The organism is Streptomyces sp. 2-1 (genome assembly GCF_048564895.1).
GTDB classification, from domain to species: Bacteria; Actinomycetota; Actinomycetes; order Streptomycetales; family Streptomycetaceae; genus Streptomyces; species Streptomyces phaeochromogenes.
In genome coordinates, this window is sequence record NZ_CP183383.1 from 8,216,004 (window position 1) to 8,232,829 (window position 16,826).

Annotated in this window: 10 protein-coding genes and 2 pseudogenes; 8 read left to right on the top strand and 4 right to left on the bottom strand. The window is 64.9% G+C overall.

Translation table 11 applies throughout. The features are described from left to right. Window positions 1-155: 155 nt before the first annotated feature. Window positions 156-806, top strand: coding sequence for a hypothetical protein (locus ACN20J_RS36140; protein WP_266760954.1), 651 nt, complete (start codon window positions 156-158; stop codon window positions 804-806). A gap of 310 nt (window positions 807-1,116) precedes the next feature. Here the strand turns inward: ACN20J_RS36140 and ACN20J_RS36145 are convergent, their stop codons facing one another. Next, a complete protein-coding gene (locus ACN20J_RS36145; RefSeq protein WP_266760956.1) occupies window positions 1,117-1,299 on the bottom strand; it encodes a hypothetical protein in 183 nt (60 codons plus the stop codon). A 776-nt stretch (window positions 1,300-2,075) separates the two neighbouring features. Between ACN20J_RS36145 and ACN20J_RS36150 the strand changes: the two genes are divergently transcribed. Further along, complete coding sequence (locus ACN20J_RS36150; protein WP_266760958.1) at window positions 2,076-3,596, top strand: DUF1996 domain-containing protein; 1,521 nt, start codon at window positions 2,076-2,078, stop codon at window positions 3,594-3,596. A gap of 282 nt (window positions 3,597-3,878) precedes the next feature. On the opposite strand, the gene ACN20J_RS36155 is transcribed toward ACN20J_RS36150, so the two are convergent. Further along, window positions 3,879-4,064 (bottom strand): twin-arginine translocase TatA/TatE family subunit, encoded by a 186-nt coding sequence (locus ACN20J_RS36155; protein WP_189841207.1) that lies wholly within the window; start codon window positions 4,062-4,064, stop codon window positions 3,879-3,881. 90 nt (window positions 4,065-4,154) lie between these two features. Between ACN20J_RS36155 and ACN20J_RS36160 the strand changes: the two genes are divergently transcribed. Then, window positions 4,155-4,280: a hypothetical protein gene (locus ACN20J_RS36160; protein ID WP_353963675.1), complete on the top strand. Its 126-nt coding sequence runs from the start codon at window positions 4,155-4,157 to the stop codon at window positions 4,278-4,280. Window positions 4,281-4,335: 55 nt separating this feature from the next. Here the strand turns inward: ACN20J_RS36160 and ACN20J_RS36165 are convergent. Continuing rightward, a pseudogene (locus ACN20J_RS36165) lies at window positions 4,336-4,446 on the bottom strand (hypothetical protein); the annotation flags it as partial. A gap of 65 nt (window positions 4,447-4,511) precedes the next feature. On the opposite strand from ACN20J_RS36165, the pseudogene ACN20J_RS36170 reads away from it, so the two are divergent. Then, window positions 4,512-4,711: pseudogene (locus tag ACN20J_RS36170) on the top strand (hypothetical protein); the annotation flags it as partial. A gap of 681 nt (window positions 4,712-5,392) precedes the next feature. Here the strand turns inward: ACN20J_RS36170 and ACN20J_RS36175 are convergent. Then, entirely contained in the window at window positions 5,393-6,922 is a 1,530-nt protein-coding gene (locus ACN20J_RS36175) for an alanine/glycine:cation symporter family protein (protein WP_266760960.1), read from the bottom strand. 771 nt (window positions 6,923-7,693) lie between these two features. Between ACN20J_RS36175 and ACN20J_RS36180 the strand changes: the two genes are divergently transcribed. The 4 genes from ACN20J_RS36180 to ACN20J_RS36195 all read left to right on the top strand — a co-directional run bounded on the left by ACN20J_RS36180 (window position 7,694) and on the right by ACN20J_RS36195 (window position 16,797). Then, complete coding sequence (locus ACN20J_RS36180) at window positions 7,694-8,449, top strand: DUF2637 domain-containing protein (protein ID WP_419667583.1); 756 nt, start codon at window positions 7,694-7,696, stop codon at window positions 8,447-8,449. Window positions 8,450-8,788: 339 nt separating this feature from the next. Then, the gene (locus ACN20J_RS36185) at window positions 8,789-8,968 is read left to right on the top strand and encodes a DUF2637 domain-containing protein (protein WP_419669019.1); all 180 of its coding nucleotides are present in this window, start codon (window positions 8,789-8,791) and stop codon (window positions 8,966-8,968) included. 550 nt (window positions 8,969-9,518) lie between these two features. Beyond that, on the top strand, window positions 9,519-10,331 hold the full coding sequence (locus ACN20J_RS36190) for a hypothetical protein (protein WP_266760964.1): 813 nt from the start codon (window positions 9,519-9,521) through the stop codon (window positions 10,329-10,331). Between the two features lie 175 nt (window positions 10,332-10,506). After that, window positions 10,507-16,797: an ATP-binding protein gene (locus ACN20J_RS36195; RefSeq protein WP_266760966.1), complete on the top strand. Its 6,291-nt coding sequence runs from the start codon at window positions 10,507-10,509 to the stop codon at window positions 16,795-16,797. Window positions 16,798-16,826 lie beyond the last annotated feature (29 nt).

Sequence of the window (16,826 nt, forward strand, 5' to 3'; positions counted from 1 at the left end):
GCAGGCGACGAAACCTCCTCGCCGGGCGCGGGTTCTCGTGCCCGGCAAGCCCTGTGTTCGCGAATCACCGAGTCAATCGGTCTGAGGACGGCAAGCGTCTTACGGAACTCTTACGCGGCCGTTTCGGAGGCCCTCACGCACCTACGCTCGCAGGCATGTCGACCATCCGACGCATTGCTCTCGTCACCGCCGCCCCACTGGTCCTGGCTGCGGCGGGCATCGCGCATCCGCACGGGCTGTCCAGATCGACGGCCGCGGACTGGGCGCACCTTCACATCGCACTGTTGCCGGTCTTTCCGCTGCTCACGGTCGGCATCCTGGTTCCTTTGTGGCATCGGCCCCGGCTCGGCCTCGCGGGCTTTGCCACCGTGGTGGCCTGGGCGGGTGCCTTCGTCTACGCGGCCTTCTACACCGGCCTCGACGCGGTCGCCGGCATCGCGGCCGGAACCGCGGTCGAGCACGCCGGCGCGACAGCGAGCCTCGGACCGGTCAAGCGCCCGCTCTACGACACGGGCGAGGCGCTGGGGCAGGCCGGCGCCTACGCCCTCATCGGCGCCATCGCGGCCACCGCGGTCGCGCTGCTCGCGAAACACGGTGTCCGAGTACTTCCCGGCACGGTGGTGCTCCTGGCGGCGGGCTGGTCCTTCGTCGACAGCCACATCTTCTGGCCACGCGGCGTATGGACGATGCTCGGCTTCGCCCTGGGCTTCGCGCTGCTCACCTGGGGGACCGCGGTTGAGCGACCCACCGGCGAGACCGGCGTGCTGCCCCGCCACCCAGCGGGCGATCACGGGACCGGAGAGTGACCGTGCCGCAGCCCATGCCGAACAGGTGCAGGACATCTACCGATCCGGCATCGTGGAAGGCAACGCGACCGCCGGGACCGAGCCCCGGCTGTGGCCGCCTACGACATGACCCTGCTGTACAGCCCTCGCCTCGGCGCCAAGGAGCGGGCGCACAGTCCTCTTGCTGGATCGCCGCTCCACGCGTCTTCGACAGCTGCAGGAAGTCGATGCGACCAGAAGGGACATGCGGCAGGTCACTACGGTGTGGCAGTCGCCGACACTGGGCCCCGGATGACCGGCGTTGGCTGCCGGTAACTCCCGACGGTCTGTGTCAGCTGTCGTCCTGGACGGCGAGGGCGTGGTCCGCTTCGGTCGCGGAACGGACTGGATGGTCGGCTGGGGCAACGGTCGCCGTGGCTCGGACGGCTGCGGTCGCCAGGTATCCGCCGCCGATGACACTCAGTGGACTCGGTGCTGCGGGCTTGTGGTTGTCGCGCTCGTTGGGCCTGCTCATGCTCGACTCCTCGCGGTTCTGCCACCGCCGCTTCGGTCCGGTGGCGAGGGGCCAGGCTTGCCGGTTCAGGAGCCTGAGTGGAGCTGGTTGGTCACCGTGTCAACCTCTCGTAAGAACTGGTCCGTACGCCTCCCGCTTCAACTACGTTGACCCGAACCTGCATGGTTCACCACGCATCGGGGCCCGCATATACGAGCCCGGTCAAGAAAGAAGAACGCGACGTCCTGGCGCCCTCGGCCTGTGCAGCGCCGCGATACCGGCCCGACAGCCTCCTGGAACTGGCAGTCATCACGTCAGCGGTAACGGAGGCCGACCCCAGGTACGCACCTGCCCGGCGCCCTGACGTGTCGCCGCTGTGATCCTCCGGTGGAGCGGCGTAGTACCACCGCACGCCTGCGAACCGCAGTCGGGGTGAGGGCTGATTCCAGCGTCGCGGGCGTCATCAGCCAACCCAGCCCTCCCGAAGTCGCGGCTCAGCGCGGCGAGTTCTTACGAGAACCTGACGCGACGACCCAATGCCTCCGTCACAGCAGCCCCATGGACAACTCTGGTTCCTGAACGAGACCTCGACGGAAGCGTCGAGAGCCAGAGAAACCCGCGAGTGAACAGACCAAGCAGGCCCGAGGGACGAGGGGCGAATGCTTCGCACGACAGCCCAACCGACCCTTCGTCGGCAACACGCCCCTCAACGGGACCACCTGGCAGGACATCGCTTTCTTCTGGTCCGACCCGCCTCGTGAAGTGGCGTTTCGCCCAGAAGAGTTCGGAGGAAAAACATGCGGCGCAACACACGCAAACGATCGAAGACCACGGGCGGCAAGGCGATAGCCGCCGCCGCGGCTCTCACGCTCGGAGCAGGCGGGCTGGTGGCCGTGAACGTGTACGCCTCCGCCCACGAGACATCGGGCGACAACACCGTCAAACAGTCGCCTCAAGGCGGGACCGGCCAAGCTGCGGCCTCGGAGGCCTCGACCATCGACTGCCCCGACGTCGGTAGCCGACTGCAGCAGGTGCCGGACCAGGCCCGGGCGGAGGTCGACAGGGAACTTGCCGCACTGGACAGCCAGGTATCGGAGGCTTACCAGAGGCTGCAGAGTTCAACCCGGGCCATACAGCAGGACAACAGCTTCGCAAACAACGCGATCATTGTCCCCCTCAAGGACAAGCGAGCTGCGACGATCGACCGGATCTCCATTGCCATCGGGAGGGTGGGGAACAAGCCGCAGGGACTCAAGGCACTGGCCGCCTGTACGCTGCGCGCTTCCGGCAACCAGAGCGACACCGGCGGCAACCAAAACGGCCAGGAGCAGGGCCAGGAGAACGGCCAGGGACAAGAGCAGGGCAACGGGCAAGGCCGGCCCGCCAATGGCGGACAGGCAGGCAACGGGCCTGTCGCCGCCGACTTCGTCGACATCACCTCGGTGAAACCCAACGTGACAGCACCCCGAGGGTCGCAGCAGGCCTCCCGGGGTTCCTTCGCCACCCAGTGCGGTGTGAACGAGAACAAGCTGTACAACAGCGACAACGTCATCGTGGCGCCCGGTGTGGACAACGGTGCTCATCACACGCATGACTACGTCGGCAACCAGGCGAACGACGCGTTCGCCGACAACGACGACTTCGCGGGCGGCGACACGACCTGCCAGAACCAGGGGGACAAGTCGTCCTACTACTGGCCGGTCCTCCGGCTGCAGGACGGCACCAAGGAATTCGACGCCGAGCAACAGGGCGGAGGCGCCGAGGGCAACGCCGGCAAGATCCTCACCGCATCGCAGGTGACCCTGGACTACGTGGGCAACGCGAGCAGCAAGGTCGTGGCCATGCCCAAATTCCTGCGGATCATCACCGGCGACGCCAAAGCATTCACCAACGGCACGACGAACGCCAACGCGGCGTGGAGCTGCACCGGCTTCGAGAACCGCCAGCTGACGGACAAGTACCCGATCTGTCCCGCGGGCAGCAGCCTGGTGAGGACGTCGAAGTTCCAGAGCTGCTGGGACGGCCAGAACGTCGACAGCGCCAACCACCGCGACCACGTCGCGTTCGCCGATCCGAAGACAGGCGCCTGCCCGAGTGGCTTCAAGGCCGTTCCCCAGCTCGTACAGCGGCTGGTCTACGACGTGGACGCACCCAGCCTCAACGATAGCGGCCAGTCCAGCCCGTTCTACGCGGTGGACGGCTTCCCGGAGCAGATGCACAAGCCCATCACGGACCACGGTGACTTCGTCAACGTCTTCGACGAGCAGCTGATGAACAAGATGGTCCAGTGCATCAACACCGGCCGCCAGTGCCAGTGACGACCTGCCTTGAGCACCACGGTGCACGCCGCGGCCGATGGCGAGATCCGACTGCACGGTGATGCTGTCCGCACCTTGGACGAGGGTCCGCAACGCCCACCGGCACTCACAATCCGGCCTACAGGAGCAGGAGTTGCACCATTCCTTCCCGATGCGGCTTCGCGCTACGGGCGTGTGAACACCGCGTGCGTCAGCTCTGGGCGGGCGCTTCGCCGCCCGGTCGCGTGGTGGACTGGGGTGCATCGGTGGGCGGTCTGCCGGGTGTGCTGGTCTCGCCCAGGATCACGCGGGGGCCGGCTGCTCCCCGGCCGTACCCTGCTCCTGCTTCATCTCCTTCATTGCTCTGGCCTCCGCTTTGAGGATGCGTGCCGGCTTACCCGCAGAGCGGGCGAGTTCGGGCAGTTTCTTGGCGGCGAGGACGGCTATGACGACGATGAGGATGATCGCGAGCTCGCTGAGTACGAACATGCGGGTCCTGCCTGATGGGGCCCGGTCCGGGTACGGCCGAGGGCATCGGGGGAGGCGGGCGGGGCGTCCTGGTCTACAGGTGGAGGCGCGATGGACGGCCGCAGGTCCTGGAAGGTGCGGCCGGTGGCGGGTTCGCCGATGGTCCTCATCTGCCAGCCGCTGCCGGCGCGCTGGACCTTGGCCATGATCTGGGCGGTGGCTCACCGCCGCCGGTGAGTGTGTAGCGGGCCAGTTCGGCTCCAGTGGTCTCGTCGACCAGGCGGCAGAAAGCGTTTTGTACTTCGGTGAAGGTCTGGCCGGCGAAGGAGTTGAGCGTGGAGACGATCTGGTCGACCTGCGCGGGGACGCGGGGGCCAGGTCGACGAGGACGGCTTCGTCGTCGCCTCCGGCGCTGGCCCCGCCGGTGGTTGTCGCCGGTGAGGCGGACGGAGCCGTCGTCGCTGCCCCGTCCGGGCTCAGCAGATGCACACCGTCGACCATGCGATCACCCCGGCCGAGCTGGAGCGGACGGCCGCCCGCGTTGGGTACTCCCGCTTGCCCGCCGCCGGATCGGACAAGGTCCTGCTCGGCTACCTCCACATCGAGGACACCCTCGGCATCGCCGACCGGGACCAGCCCTCCCGCGCAGCGCCCTGCATCCCGTCACTTGCGGTCTGACCGCCCTGTCAGGTGTAGATACGCCCAACCGGATGCCGAGACCGTGAGCACTATGGCGTACCCCAGCAACATGCCACGTTTGAACGCGAATATGAGGGTGTCGTGGTTGATCACGACTGCCAACAAGCCGACGAAGACCAAAACCCCCAACGCCACCAGACCGCAGATCCACTTCGCAAGGTGCCTGGCCACAGCCATCGGCTCCACGTGGTTCCGCTGACTCACGTCCACTCCCGTCCGATAAACGGCCTGGCTCCCAGGCGCGATACAAGAAAGCCCGGGAGCCAGACGTCTCATGCGTACTGGTCAGCCTGCGAAGCGTTCCAGTTCGGGGTGACCCCTTCGACTACTTCGCCGTTGTCCGAGGTCTCGGTATGCCTCTTGCCTCCAGTGGTGGTGCCGTTGCTGGTGTTACTACCAGATGACGGTGATCGTGTAGCAGTACAGGCCTCACGGCACACACTGCATGGCCACCACCCCCAGGACGCGGCCGAGAGGGGAGCGTGCAACGCCTCAGGCAGGGTGGCAGTGGGAGACGGACGCGCAGCCCGTACCGAAGAGCGCTACGGGCTGCCTGCATGCTGGTCCGGGACTCTGGGCGAGGCAACTGAGGTTCCCGGACCTGCATGGATCCGCACAGCCGATCACGTTGAGGGTGCAGGGCAGAGGAGTCAGGCGGTCGTGACGCTCTGCTTATCCCCGGGGTTGGTGGAACTCTGGACGCTCCGGCCCCGGACGAAGTCTGTGAAGGAGGCGAGCTCCCGCTTGACGACGGGGGCCAGCAGATAGAGGCCGATGATGTTGAACACCGACAGCAGGAAGAGGGCCGAGTCGGCCAGGCTGATCAGTGAGTCGAGGGAGAGCAGGGAGCCCAGGATGACGAACACGCTCCAGATGATCTTGAAGGCGATCTCGCTGGTCCTGCTCTTGCCGAAGAGGTACGTCCAGGCCTTGAGGCCGTAGTAGCCCCAGGTCAGGATTGTGGAGAAGGCGAAGAGCAGCACCGCGACAGTCAGCACGTCCGGGAACCAGGGCAGCACCGTCCCAAACGCGTCGGAGGTGATGGTTACTCCGCCGATGCTTTCGCCCGCGCGGGCCTCGGCCCAGCTGGCCGGGTTGGCGATGATGATGGTCAGCGCGGTCATGGTGCAGATGACGACTGTGTCGATGAACGGCTCCAGCAGGGCGACCAGACCCTCGCTCGCGGGGTGCTTGGTCTTGACCGCGGAGTGGGCGATCGGGGCAGAGCCCAGACCGGCCTCGTTGGAGAAGGCGGCACGCTGGAAGCCGACGATCAGGGCACCGATTACACCCCCTGTGACGCCGTCGGCCTCGAACGCGCCCTTGAAGATGGCCTGGATCGCGTCGGGCACCGCGGTGACGTTCGTCAGGATGACGACCAGACAGGCCACGATGTACATACCGGCCATCGCCGGGACCAGCCGGCTGGTGACCGAAGCGATGGACCGGATGCCGCCGAGTAGCACGAGGCCGACCAGTGCGGCAACCACCAGACCGAAGAGGACGGCACCGGCAGAGGAGGCCATGAAGCCGTCCTCGCCGCCGACGGTCGAGGCGATCTGCGCGTAACTCTGGTTGGCCTGGAGCAGGTTGCCGCCGAACAAGCCGAAGAAGAGGATCATGATGGAGGCGAGGACGGCGAGCACCTTGCCGAGCTTGGCGCCGCCGTTGCCGAAGCGCTCGGCGAGACCCTTGGGCAGGTAGTGCATCGGGCCGCCGGACACGGTGCCGTCCGCGTGCTCTTCCCGGTACTTCACGCCGAGGGTGACCTCGACGAACTTGGTGGCCATGCCGAGCAGGCCGCACAGGATCATCCAGAAGGTGGCGCCGGGGCCGCCGATGGAGACGGCGACGGCGACGCCGGCGATGTTGCCGAGGCCGACGGTGCCGGAGACGGCGGCGGTCAGCGCCTGGAAGTGGTTGACCTCGCCGGGCGCATCCTCTTCGTCGTATTTACCGCGCACCACCTTGGTGGCGAGCGTGAACTTGCGTATCTGGACGAGTCCGAACCAGGTGGTGAAGATCAGGCCGGCGACGACGAGCCAGGCGACGATGAGCGGGAGTTCGGTGTCACCGACAGGGACGGCGTAGAAGACGACCTCGCTGACTTTCTCGGCAATTGGTTCGAAGAAATCACTAACGGCGTCGTCGATGGATTGCGTGATGGAGTCGAGTGACATCTGACTACCTCAGGGCGCGGGGACGTGCTGGCGTACTACAGCGGAGCGGGTGTCGTGCGCACCGGCGGTGGCCGGCGCCTCAACCACGGCAGGCGTGCAGCCGTAACGAAGTTGGGAAGTCTTACCACGTTCTTTGCCGACCCTTTAGTGACTCAGATCACGCAGTCGCGCCTCTGGGGTGCAATCGCCTGCGGTGGTGACTGGATCGTTATCCGGATTTGAGCGTCCCATGAGTGAACGTGCTCAGAAATGCAACGAACAAGTCAGGACACAATTGCCTGGACGGTCATGACATTGGGCCTCAATCAACGTCTCTTGCAGCCCGTCGAGCTGTGAAAATATGTGACTTTGTCCTCGTCGTCCGCTGTACGTTGTGCTGGCGCATCGAAGGAGAGGCGTTGCGTGGGCGGCCCACCGCGGCTCGGCGTTCTCACCGCTACGAGGTCGTGGAAGGGCCAGGAGCAGTGATCGCCGAGGCGCTCTCTCTCACCGCTGAGGTTCACAGGTGCCCGGCTGGTGTGCACGCGTTGTGCGCACGGGTTCTACAGCCCATGTGTTTCCGCAGATCAGAAGATGTCTTGAGGTATTTTCACAGTGTTCCTGACGTACAGCCGGTCTGGCCTGCTGTTAGGCCTCTGACCTGGTCGTATGGCCCGGTGAGGGCCATTTTCCCTGGGGATCGGCTTCCCCCTTCTACCTGGGAGTTCCCGGGAGTTCCTGTGGAAGTGTGCACTCGTTGTGCACTGGGACGGTTCGTCGGATCGGCTGCTGATGCCCACGTGGAGGGCACAGAAGGCGAAGGACCCCTTCGCGCTGTGCCGGGCGGTGGTGGGTCTGATGGGTGATGCGACGGGACCCGAGGAAAGAACCGCCCGGAGCGGGGGCTTCGAACTCGACGAGTTGATTCGGCACTTGTGTGCCCTCGTGGTTGCCGGCGTCGCTGCGTACGCCTCGTATGTGCATCAGCGGGAGTTCGCTCTGCAGGGCGGGGCGGATGCGGTCAGTGCTGCGTTGTGGCCGCTGTCGGTGGATGGACTGCTGCTTCTTGCGACGGTGGGACTGCTGAAACCCTCTCAGCTCCGCACGCGCCGGGCCCGGGGTGCGATCTGGTCGGCGTTCTTTTTGGGGATTGCGGTGTCGTTGGCGGCGAACATCGCGGCAGCTCCGGATCTGGTGTGGAAGGCGGTGCTGGTTGCTGGGTGGCCGCCTGTTGCGCTGCTGCTGTCGGTGGAGCTCCTCGTCCACCGTGGGGTCGATGCTGTGGTCGCGAGAACTGAGCACCTTTTGGGTGGAGATGAATCTGCGAGGAGCGAGCGTCCGCATGAGGGCGACGATCCTTTGCTGGTTAGGGCTCGGGCACTTGATGCCCGGCACCGGGAGCTGTACGAGCGGCCCGTTTCGGCTGAGACTCTGCGCAAGGAGCTGCACGTCGGGGCCCGTCGATCGAGGCAGTTGACTGCTCTCGTGAGGGGCCCTCAGAGGGACGGCAAGGGTGGCGACGGGTCACCTCTGTCGGCAGACACCTGAGCGGAAGCAATGCGTCCCGAGAGGGCTGAACCGGTTGACGGTTTGACGACCGATGAGGCGGGACCGGGTGTGCCGCAAACATGGGGAGCGGCCTGAGGCTCGCGCCCGCGGCGGGGCACCGGCAGCATCTGTACGGGCCCGCCGCGGCCGTGAGCTGGTGCTTTCCGGCACGGTCACTGTGCCGCAGGTGCGTCGGCGCCGTCGTAGGGGTGGTGCCCGGTGACCGCCCCGAGTGGAACACCGCGCGGTGAGTCTGCGGGCATCCGTGACGCTCCTCCGAGCGCCGTGGGTGCAAGCCTTGACGTTGAGGTATGGGTGCGGCGCGGCTGCGGGCTGGTGGTGGCGTCGGTGGCCGCGTACACCTCGTACGTGCATTGGTGCGAGTTCGCCCTGCAGGGTGCGGCGGATGTAGTGAGCGCGACGTTGTGGCCGTTGTCGGTGGACGGTTTGTTGCTGCTCGCGACGGCTGCGAGGTCGGCCAACATTAGGTTAGGCCCGGAAATCGGTTGGCGGCTCTGACACAGCGACTTCTCAATCGATTGAGTGGAGCCCGGTTTAAGAAGGAGACTTGCGCGAACGCCAGTCGCACGCAGAGTGCCGACCCACGATGCACTCCACACAGGAGAAATATCTTAGATCCGGCGAATGGGTGTAATTTCGATCGTCCGGGATGTCATTCCGCACGGCGATCCCTGCGCCGTCGAAGCCCCGTCATGCGTGAGGCTTCGACAGGTAGAGCCGCCTCCTGCAGTCCCTGGCTGGGGCAGCTGCGACCGACGGGTGGGATCGGATATCGCGTTGTGGTTGTCCGCGTCGGCGAGGATCCTGAGGCAGCGTGAACGAAGATGTACGAACTGCTCTGACCGGTGCCGTGCGTGGACTGCTACCGGCACCGGACCCCATGCGTCGACGCCGAGTCCGTGGGGCTGCACGTACGCTAGTGGACTGCAACCCGTGGCCGGCGGACGATGCTACGACCGGGGTTGATGTCGCCAAACTGGCGCTGTTGCGGGTACTGCACCTTCAGTCGGAGAGTCACAAGGCTGCGCATGTTTCGGGTGAGGCCACTGTGCTGCTCGCACGCTCCTCTGTCGAAGCATGCTTGCTGGGCCTGTACGCGCTGGACGAGCCGGACATTGCCACCCAGTTGAAGGGCGCGTACGTGAAGGCCCTGGATGGGCTGCTGGGCTACCTCATCGACGACGGGCTGGTCTCGCAGGAGCTCGTCTCTCAGTCCGTGACAGCGATGGGCCCGTCCAGCAATATGGCCAGTGTCTGGAAGATGGCCCAGCGGGTCGATGTCGCCATGAACAAAACGCATGCAAGGGGCCTCTACCGCCGGTTCTACGGACCTACCAGCACGCTATTCGTACATGCCAATGCATCGTCACTCCTGCGGCACGTAGGCACAAACAATGCCCTGGCCGGGCGGCCGTCGATGCCGTGGACGCGTCGTTCCGCCGTTCACATCGGCGACGCGTGCGTGGGGATCTTGGCCTCGCCCATCGCCGCGCGCGAGGGCAAGCCTGTTGCCGCATTCGACGAATATGCGGAAGTGCACTTGGCGTCCGCGTACACACCGCTCGGGGCCATGGTCGTGAAGAATCTTTTCCGGTCTGTGCGCCCCGCGCAGTTGCCCGCCTTGGCCGGGGCGATGAAGGCTCTCCGCGCCTACGGCAACTCGCCCCAGGCGGCAGAGGACTCGCCTGACGTTCGCGAGGCGCGTGCGCAGGCGGGCTTCGATCAGTTCATCAAAGTACTTGGTCCTGGCCTCCCCAATGACATCGTGCTCCTGCTTCGCGAAGACTTTGTTGCACGTTTCCTGGAGGCGATCGTTGAGCACACCACGGAGAGCAAGGGAACTGCGTCGGCTGGAGCTTGATGGCCGCCTCCGTCGAGGCTTGCCTTTTGCGCTCCCTGAGCTGCCCGCCTCCCCGTGATACGGCCCCGTACGAAAGACGCCCCCGGCTCGTGTCGAGCCAGGGGGACAGGAGCGTAGGAGGGTGGATCTTCGCTGTATTGCCGCACTCTCCAATGGGCGTCTATAGCCTGTGTGGATGCCTGCCCTCCAATCGGCTCATCGCGGCTACGAGTACCAGGACCTGCTCTGCGCGATGCGGCTGGTCGACCTCACGCTCGGGACACTGTCCGTCGTGCGGGTCGATGAGAAACTGGTGCCCGACGATCGATTCGACGATCTCACGGTAACGACGGCGAGCGGTCGGCACGAACGTACTCAGTTCAAGCACACGGATAGTGATGACAAGCAGCTAACCTGCCAGACGTTTACCAACGATAGGCGAAGCCTTCGTCTGGACAGGCTTGTCGCAGCAGCTACTGCATACCGTGACGGCCCAGGCTCCGGAGTTGAGTGCCTGTTCCGTGTGATCCTCCGTGACGTGCGGCCGGTGGAGGGTCTACTCACAGAGGTCCTGGTGCCCGCCACCCCTGACCCTGGGCCGTTCGTCGAGGGCATGTCCACGCTACGCCTTCGTTTTGATGTTGATCGTCTGTGGCCGCTGATTCAGGGCGGTGGGACGGCAGTGCCCTCACCGTTCGACTTCCTGCGCTCCGGACCGAGGGCGGTGGACCGCTCGGATCTCGTATGGATGTGTGAGCGCCTGTTCGTCGAAGTGGAGGCTCCGAGCTCAAGCGGAAGCCTGGTGGCGCCCGATGGCGCAGAGCGGATCTTGCTGACGAGGATGCGCGCTGAGGTTGGTGCGGGTTCTTACCCGAACGCCAGCAGATCCGCCGAGGATGTCGCGGAGGCATTTGCGAGCTACGCGCGGCAGGCTCGGCAGGGTCGCGTGGTGCCTTCCACTGCGGAACTGCTGCGTCGTGCAAAACTCCGACAGGACTTCGGCGCAGTCGACCGGGTGGACCCGGTCGACCATGCGATCGAGGTGGGACGTCCCTCGGCGCTCGCGCAGGTTGAAGACGCCGCCGGGCAGGCAGCCCAGCATGGTGTGCCGTTGTTGCTGACCGGCCCCCCGGGACAGGGAAAGTCGTGGTTGAGCGCCCAGTTGATCAAGACGCTGGAGGTATCCGGCTGGCTCGTGGCCGAGCATTTTTGCTACCTCAATGACACGACCGATCAGCGCGATGAACGGGTCAATGCAGAGTCTGTTTTCGGTAGTCTCCTCGGGCGACTAGCGGACCTGGATGGGGCGTTGGTCTCGGACTTGAGGCCCAGGTTCGCAGCGGACGAGTCCGCGCTGATTGGCACTGTAAAACAAGCCGTTCTGTCCCGCCCGGACCGGCCAGTGGCGTTGATCGTCGACGGCCTCGACCATGTCGCGCGCGTTGCTCCCGCGCGCCCAGGAGCCGATCCATCCACAGCGCTGGCTGCGGAGCTCGCTGCGATGGAGCTGCCGACCGGCAGCGTCTTGATCGTGCTGAGCCAGCCGGGCGTTCACCTCGATCCCCTGCGGAAAAATGAGGCAAAGGAACTATCGATCCCTGGACTGAGTGACCCAGAACTGCACGAACTCGTCGGCCGCTTCGGACTGCTCGAAGCCGCCGGGGCGCCCGAGCAATTGACTGGCGAAATGTTGGAGGGTGACTTCATTGCGGCCCTGAGAGACCGATCTCGGCGTAATGCGCTGTATGCAACGTATCTGTGCCGCGAAGTGCTACGGCGCCCCTCAGGCCAGGCAGACCTTGTCGGTTTGTTGCGTTCTCTGCCTGAGTTTGACGGCACGCTGGAGAACTACTACGCCCATCTCATGGTGAGGTTGGGGTTTGGCTCCGTCGTTGCTGAGGTTGTGGGTCTACTCGATTTTCCGGTCACCAGGACTGAACTGGCTGAGATGAGGCCGGACCTGGCCCATTGGCTCGACGAGTCCCTTGCGACACTCGCCCCTGTACTAGCGGAACGCGCCACTCAGGGCGGCTTGCGTGTCTACCACGAATCCTTCGCACGCTTTCTGCGGCGCCGAATGGATCAGCAGCCGGGCGCGCTGGCCGCAAATCTGAGCTTCATCATCGACTGGCTCCTAAAGCGGGGTTTCTTCCGTGACGAGAGAGCATTTCGGCATCTGCTGCCAGCTCTCGCGGCGGCCGGTCGGCACCGAGAGGCGCTCGACCTGGTAAACGTCAATTTCGCCGCAGATGCGGTCACCGCAGGACATCCGGCCTCGGCCATTTCCGTCAACCTCGCTCTTGCCAGTGGCAGCGCCGTGCACCTCCGTGATGTGCCGGCGCTGGCGAGATGTGTGGAACTGGCCCGCGCAGCCGAGTCCTTCGAGTACGAGCGCTTGGACTCCGTCCTGCTTGAACACGTCGACGTGCCACTAAAGTTGCTTGGAGAGCAGCAATTTGTCAGCCGTCTCCTGTTTGACGGTAAGCCGTCCCTGCCAGCGAGGGCGGGATTGCAGCTTTGCGGCGCACTCGACGTGGCCGGTGTAGCGCCACCGTGGCCAGAATATATCGCCGCATATGCGGCTTGGGAGAGTAGCGATAACACATCCTACGGACCTGAATCTGACATGGCTGTCGGGCTAGCCTGGCTGCGCGGCCAACTTCGACAGTTCACAGGTGATTTGAGCGATGATGATGGACGCGCCAGGATCACCGAATACCTCAATGAAAGCGATTTGCCGGTTGACGAAATCATTCCGATTGTCGCGAACGTATTCGGCATCGAGGAGACCTCACACCTGATCGATCTGCTCAATGTCCCAGGACATGCGGCTCTCGCTCTGGCCGAAGTCGCCATTTTGGACTCGGGGTCGGTGGAAGACGGCCTCATTGCACAATTTGTGGCCAGCGCCTCGCGCCAGTACCCGCTCGGTCGCGCCCACCGACTTATCGCGCTTGGTGCCGAAGCTCAGAGCCTGGGGCCATCCAAGAACGCTGACTTGAGAATCCAACTGATCGAAGCGGCCCGCTCTGTGACCAGCGATCAGGCAGTACACATTGACGGCGCGGTGCCTATGTGGCTGGACCTATGCGTTCTTGCGGCTCATCGAGATGGTGCGATCCTCGCGACGGTCGAGGGGATGCTGACCGGTGAGGGATGGTATCGGTGCTGGCTTCGATTCACGCTGGCGCTGGCTCAGGCGGAAGCAGCCCCAGCCAGAGAGCGTGCCAGCCAGGCGCTTGGAGCGCTCGACCTGCTCACCGGCGACCTGCGCCCCTTCAAAGGCACACCTCGGGCATGCGACCTGCATCCGATCCATCCCCAGATCGGTGAGACCCTGCGCCGCGTGGTCGCCCTGCTCGGTGACGAGCAGTGGCCAACGGCACTCTCGATTCTCGCGAATGTTACCGATGGCCTGGGGCTGTCCTTGCGAGGAATGGATGCTGGCCCGCTAACCCAGGATGCCCTGCTCGACATCGCGATTCGTGAGACCACCGCACCGGCACGCCGCCCAGCTACCCATGCGCTCGTTGACAAGGCGCTGGCAGAAGGAGGGAGAGGTCGATACTACTCGGCATCGGCTGAATACCAGCTCAAGGCTGCGCGCCTGGCCATTGCTTTCGAGGAATTCGACGAGGCGCAAGAGCACTGGCACGCGGCTTGCCGACTGATGACCGCATACGGCTGGCGAAAGGACGCCACCGTCTACGACATTCTCGACCCCTTGTCAGACCTAGTTTTGGCGGACCGAAACCGCGCCCGTGTCCGCCTGGCGCGGGCACAGGCGACCTGCGAGCGAGTGGCCCTTCACACGGACGGCAGAGGAACCCGGAGGGCTTGGGCTCAATGGTGGACTGTCCTGGCTGAGGCCGATCCCGCTGCTCTGGTGGATCTCACCGTGCCGGCGCTTCTACGTCGATGTGGCAAGGTCGACGACCTCTACAACGAGGCTCTCGGGGACGTATGGCAGGCCTGGCAACACGTAGCCAACCCGATCGTCGCAGCCCTACTCCGCCTAGCGCTGCCTGCTGCCCTGTATGACCAAGACGTCGACTTGGTCGAACGGGTTGCGGCGCTGGCTGACGGGTCGGGGGCAGATCTGCCCGGCAAACTGCTGAATCTTCTGCTCGCTCGCCTCGACGAGCGCAGTCTGAAGGAGTCGGACACCGATGATCAGGAGACCCACCAGACTGCCGAACGCGTCGAAGCGCTCAACACGATCGCGGCACAGGTGAACGCACCGCAGGTTGCCATTGGTCCGGCCTTTCCCTCGCGTGGAGCCCCAAGGAGGTCACCACAACCGACTAAGCTCAACAACTGGGTTCGTACTTCATTGCCTGAGGGTCCGGCAGGTATTGCCCGCGCGGTCAGGGTTTGGCGACAACGGCCCTACGAGAGTGCGGATTCCGCCTGGGACGTGGACCGCTTTGCCAACGCCATTGGCTACCGTCTCGTGGAGCTCGCCGACGCCGGTGACGAACCGGGTGCCGTCGTGGCCCTCCACGCTCTCGCGACTTCACCAGGCCTTATGGAGAGTGACGGCCTACTCGCGTCTGTAGGGCATGGACTCGAACGGCTCGGTTACCCTCGCCTCGCTGCAGTGGCGCTCGCCCTTGCTTGGACACATGCCCGCGGTCAGGGCGGCTGGATGAATTTCGGCGGTCAGACTGAACTCGACTCTCTTCATCGTGCGACCAACTTGGCTCCAGACACAGCGCTTGCGACCGTCACCTCCGAAATCGCCAGAGTGGTCGCTAGCGGGCGTGGCACCACATACGGAGTGACTCAGGCCCTTATCTTCGCCCTCACTGACGGGGCCCTTGTCGCAGGATCCGCGCCGCTCGACACGGCCTTTGCTGCTTGGGACCAGGCACACGCAGTGATCGCGGCTAGGACACCCCGTATGGCAGATGACGATGACCCCGATGAGCCCTACATGCCCGAGGCAGCTGTGCCCGACAGCGAGGCGCCTGCCGACATCGACCTTGTTTTCGCCAAGGCGATCATTGGAGCGCTCGCCCATCCCGGTCAGGAGAGTCGCCGCCGCGTGCTCCTAGGCTTCACGATCCTGCTCGACATCGAACTAGACGTTGCTGCGGCCGCTCTGGGCGCAACCCTGCCTAGCCTGACGGAGCCCGCTGTCCTTTCCTGGCTGTTCAAGATTGTTGACGACGCAGGCGAACCCGCGCGTCGTGCCATCGCGCGGGCCTGCCAGGACACCCTCGACACCTTGGCCCGCGGTCCTCACCTGACCGTGCGAGCCTTGGCGGCTCAGTTGCTGGGAGAACAGGCCCCCGAACTGCCGATGACCACACCAGACGATTCGTTGCTCCATGGCGGTGACGGGCTCTGGCTGCCCGATTTTGATGAGATCCCGGTCAGTGATGCAGCTCGGATGGTCGCAATGCTGGCCGGGGAACGACTTAGTGCTGCTGAGCCGATGCTTCCGCTCCTCGGACAAGCCGTCACGGCGCGCTTTGAGCGTGCCTTGGCTGAACCTGGTGTCGCCGAGGCCATCGATCATGAGCACCAGGAGCTCTCCGACAGAATGCACAGGCGCTGGGCCGATGCCTTCACTGGGAGGCCGAGCCTGCTTGAAGACACACTCCAGCAAACAGCGTCAGGTGGGCGTGCAAGCTTGGTTGCCTCTGGTGTGCCGCCTACAGATCCCGCCGCATGGGAATACGCTCTTGCACACCTTCTCGTTAACGACCCCGCACTGCCACTAGCGATCGAGGCAACACGCCACCCTCGGATCAGCACGCCGCCGCCGCCAGGGCCAGGCGATCCGGCCTGGTCCCAGATCCAGCCCGAGTGGCAACCGCGACCGGCCCAGAGAGTCAGGGCTGACCTGCTCATCACCTCACTCATTGCGCCGTTGGAGTGTTGCACTGTCCTGGAGACAGGTCGGTTGCAGGGTTGGCGGATCATTGCCGCGTCAGAGGAGCACACCTTTGACGCACCAGGCTCGGCGCGTCATCCGCTGCGTGTTGCCAGTCGAGCCCAGGCCGTGGAGTTGCGACTGCCTGACGATCAAGCGGGTCTTGACAGTCAGCCTTTCGCTGTCGGCCACGTCTCCGACTGGTTTGATGCGGCACTACCTCAGCCCGCAGCTCAGGTCCCTCGCCGCAGTGGACCTCTCATTGCAATTGACGTGGAGGGAGTCGGCAATGGCCTCGATGATGCTCGCCTGGGACTGGGCGTCCACCAGCCACTGCTCGCCCCGACCTCACTTCTCAGGTCGGCCTTGGGACTACGTCCTGACGAGCGTTTCGTCCTCCACGATGACTGCGGCCCCGCCCTCGCTTTGATCATCTGGCGCAGCCACTACGAGACCGGCGCGTACCACTTGCCGTGGCCTCGCCGGCTCGGCTCAGCCGTCGCAGTGAGCCCATCGGCATTCGACCGGCTTCTGAACTGGGGGGAGGGACGCCTGTCAATGCGCGAGGTCATTGAAGGCAGCCCCACGTTTGCCGAACTCAACTAGGGCCGACCGATATCTGGGGGCCCATCTCG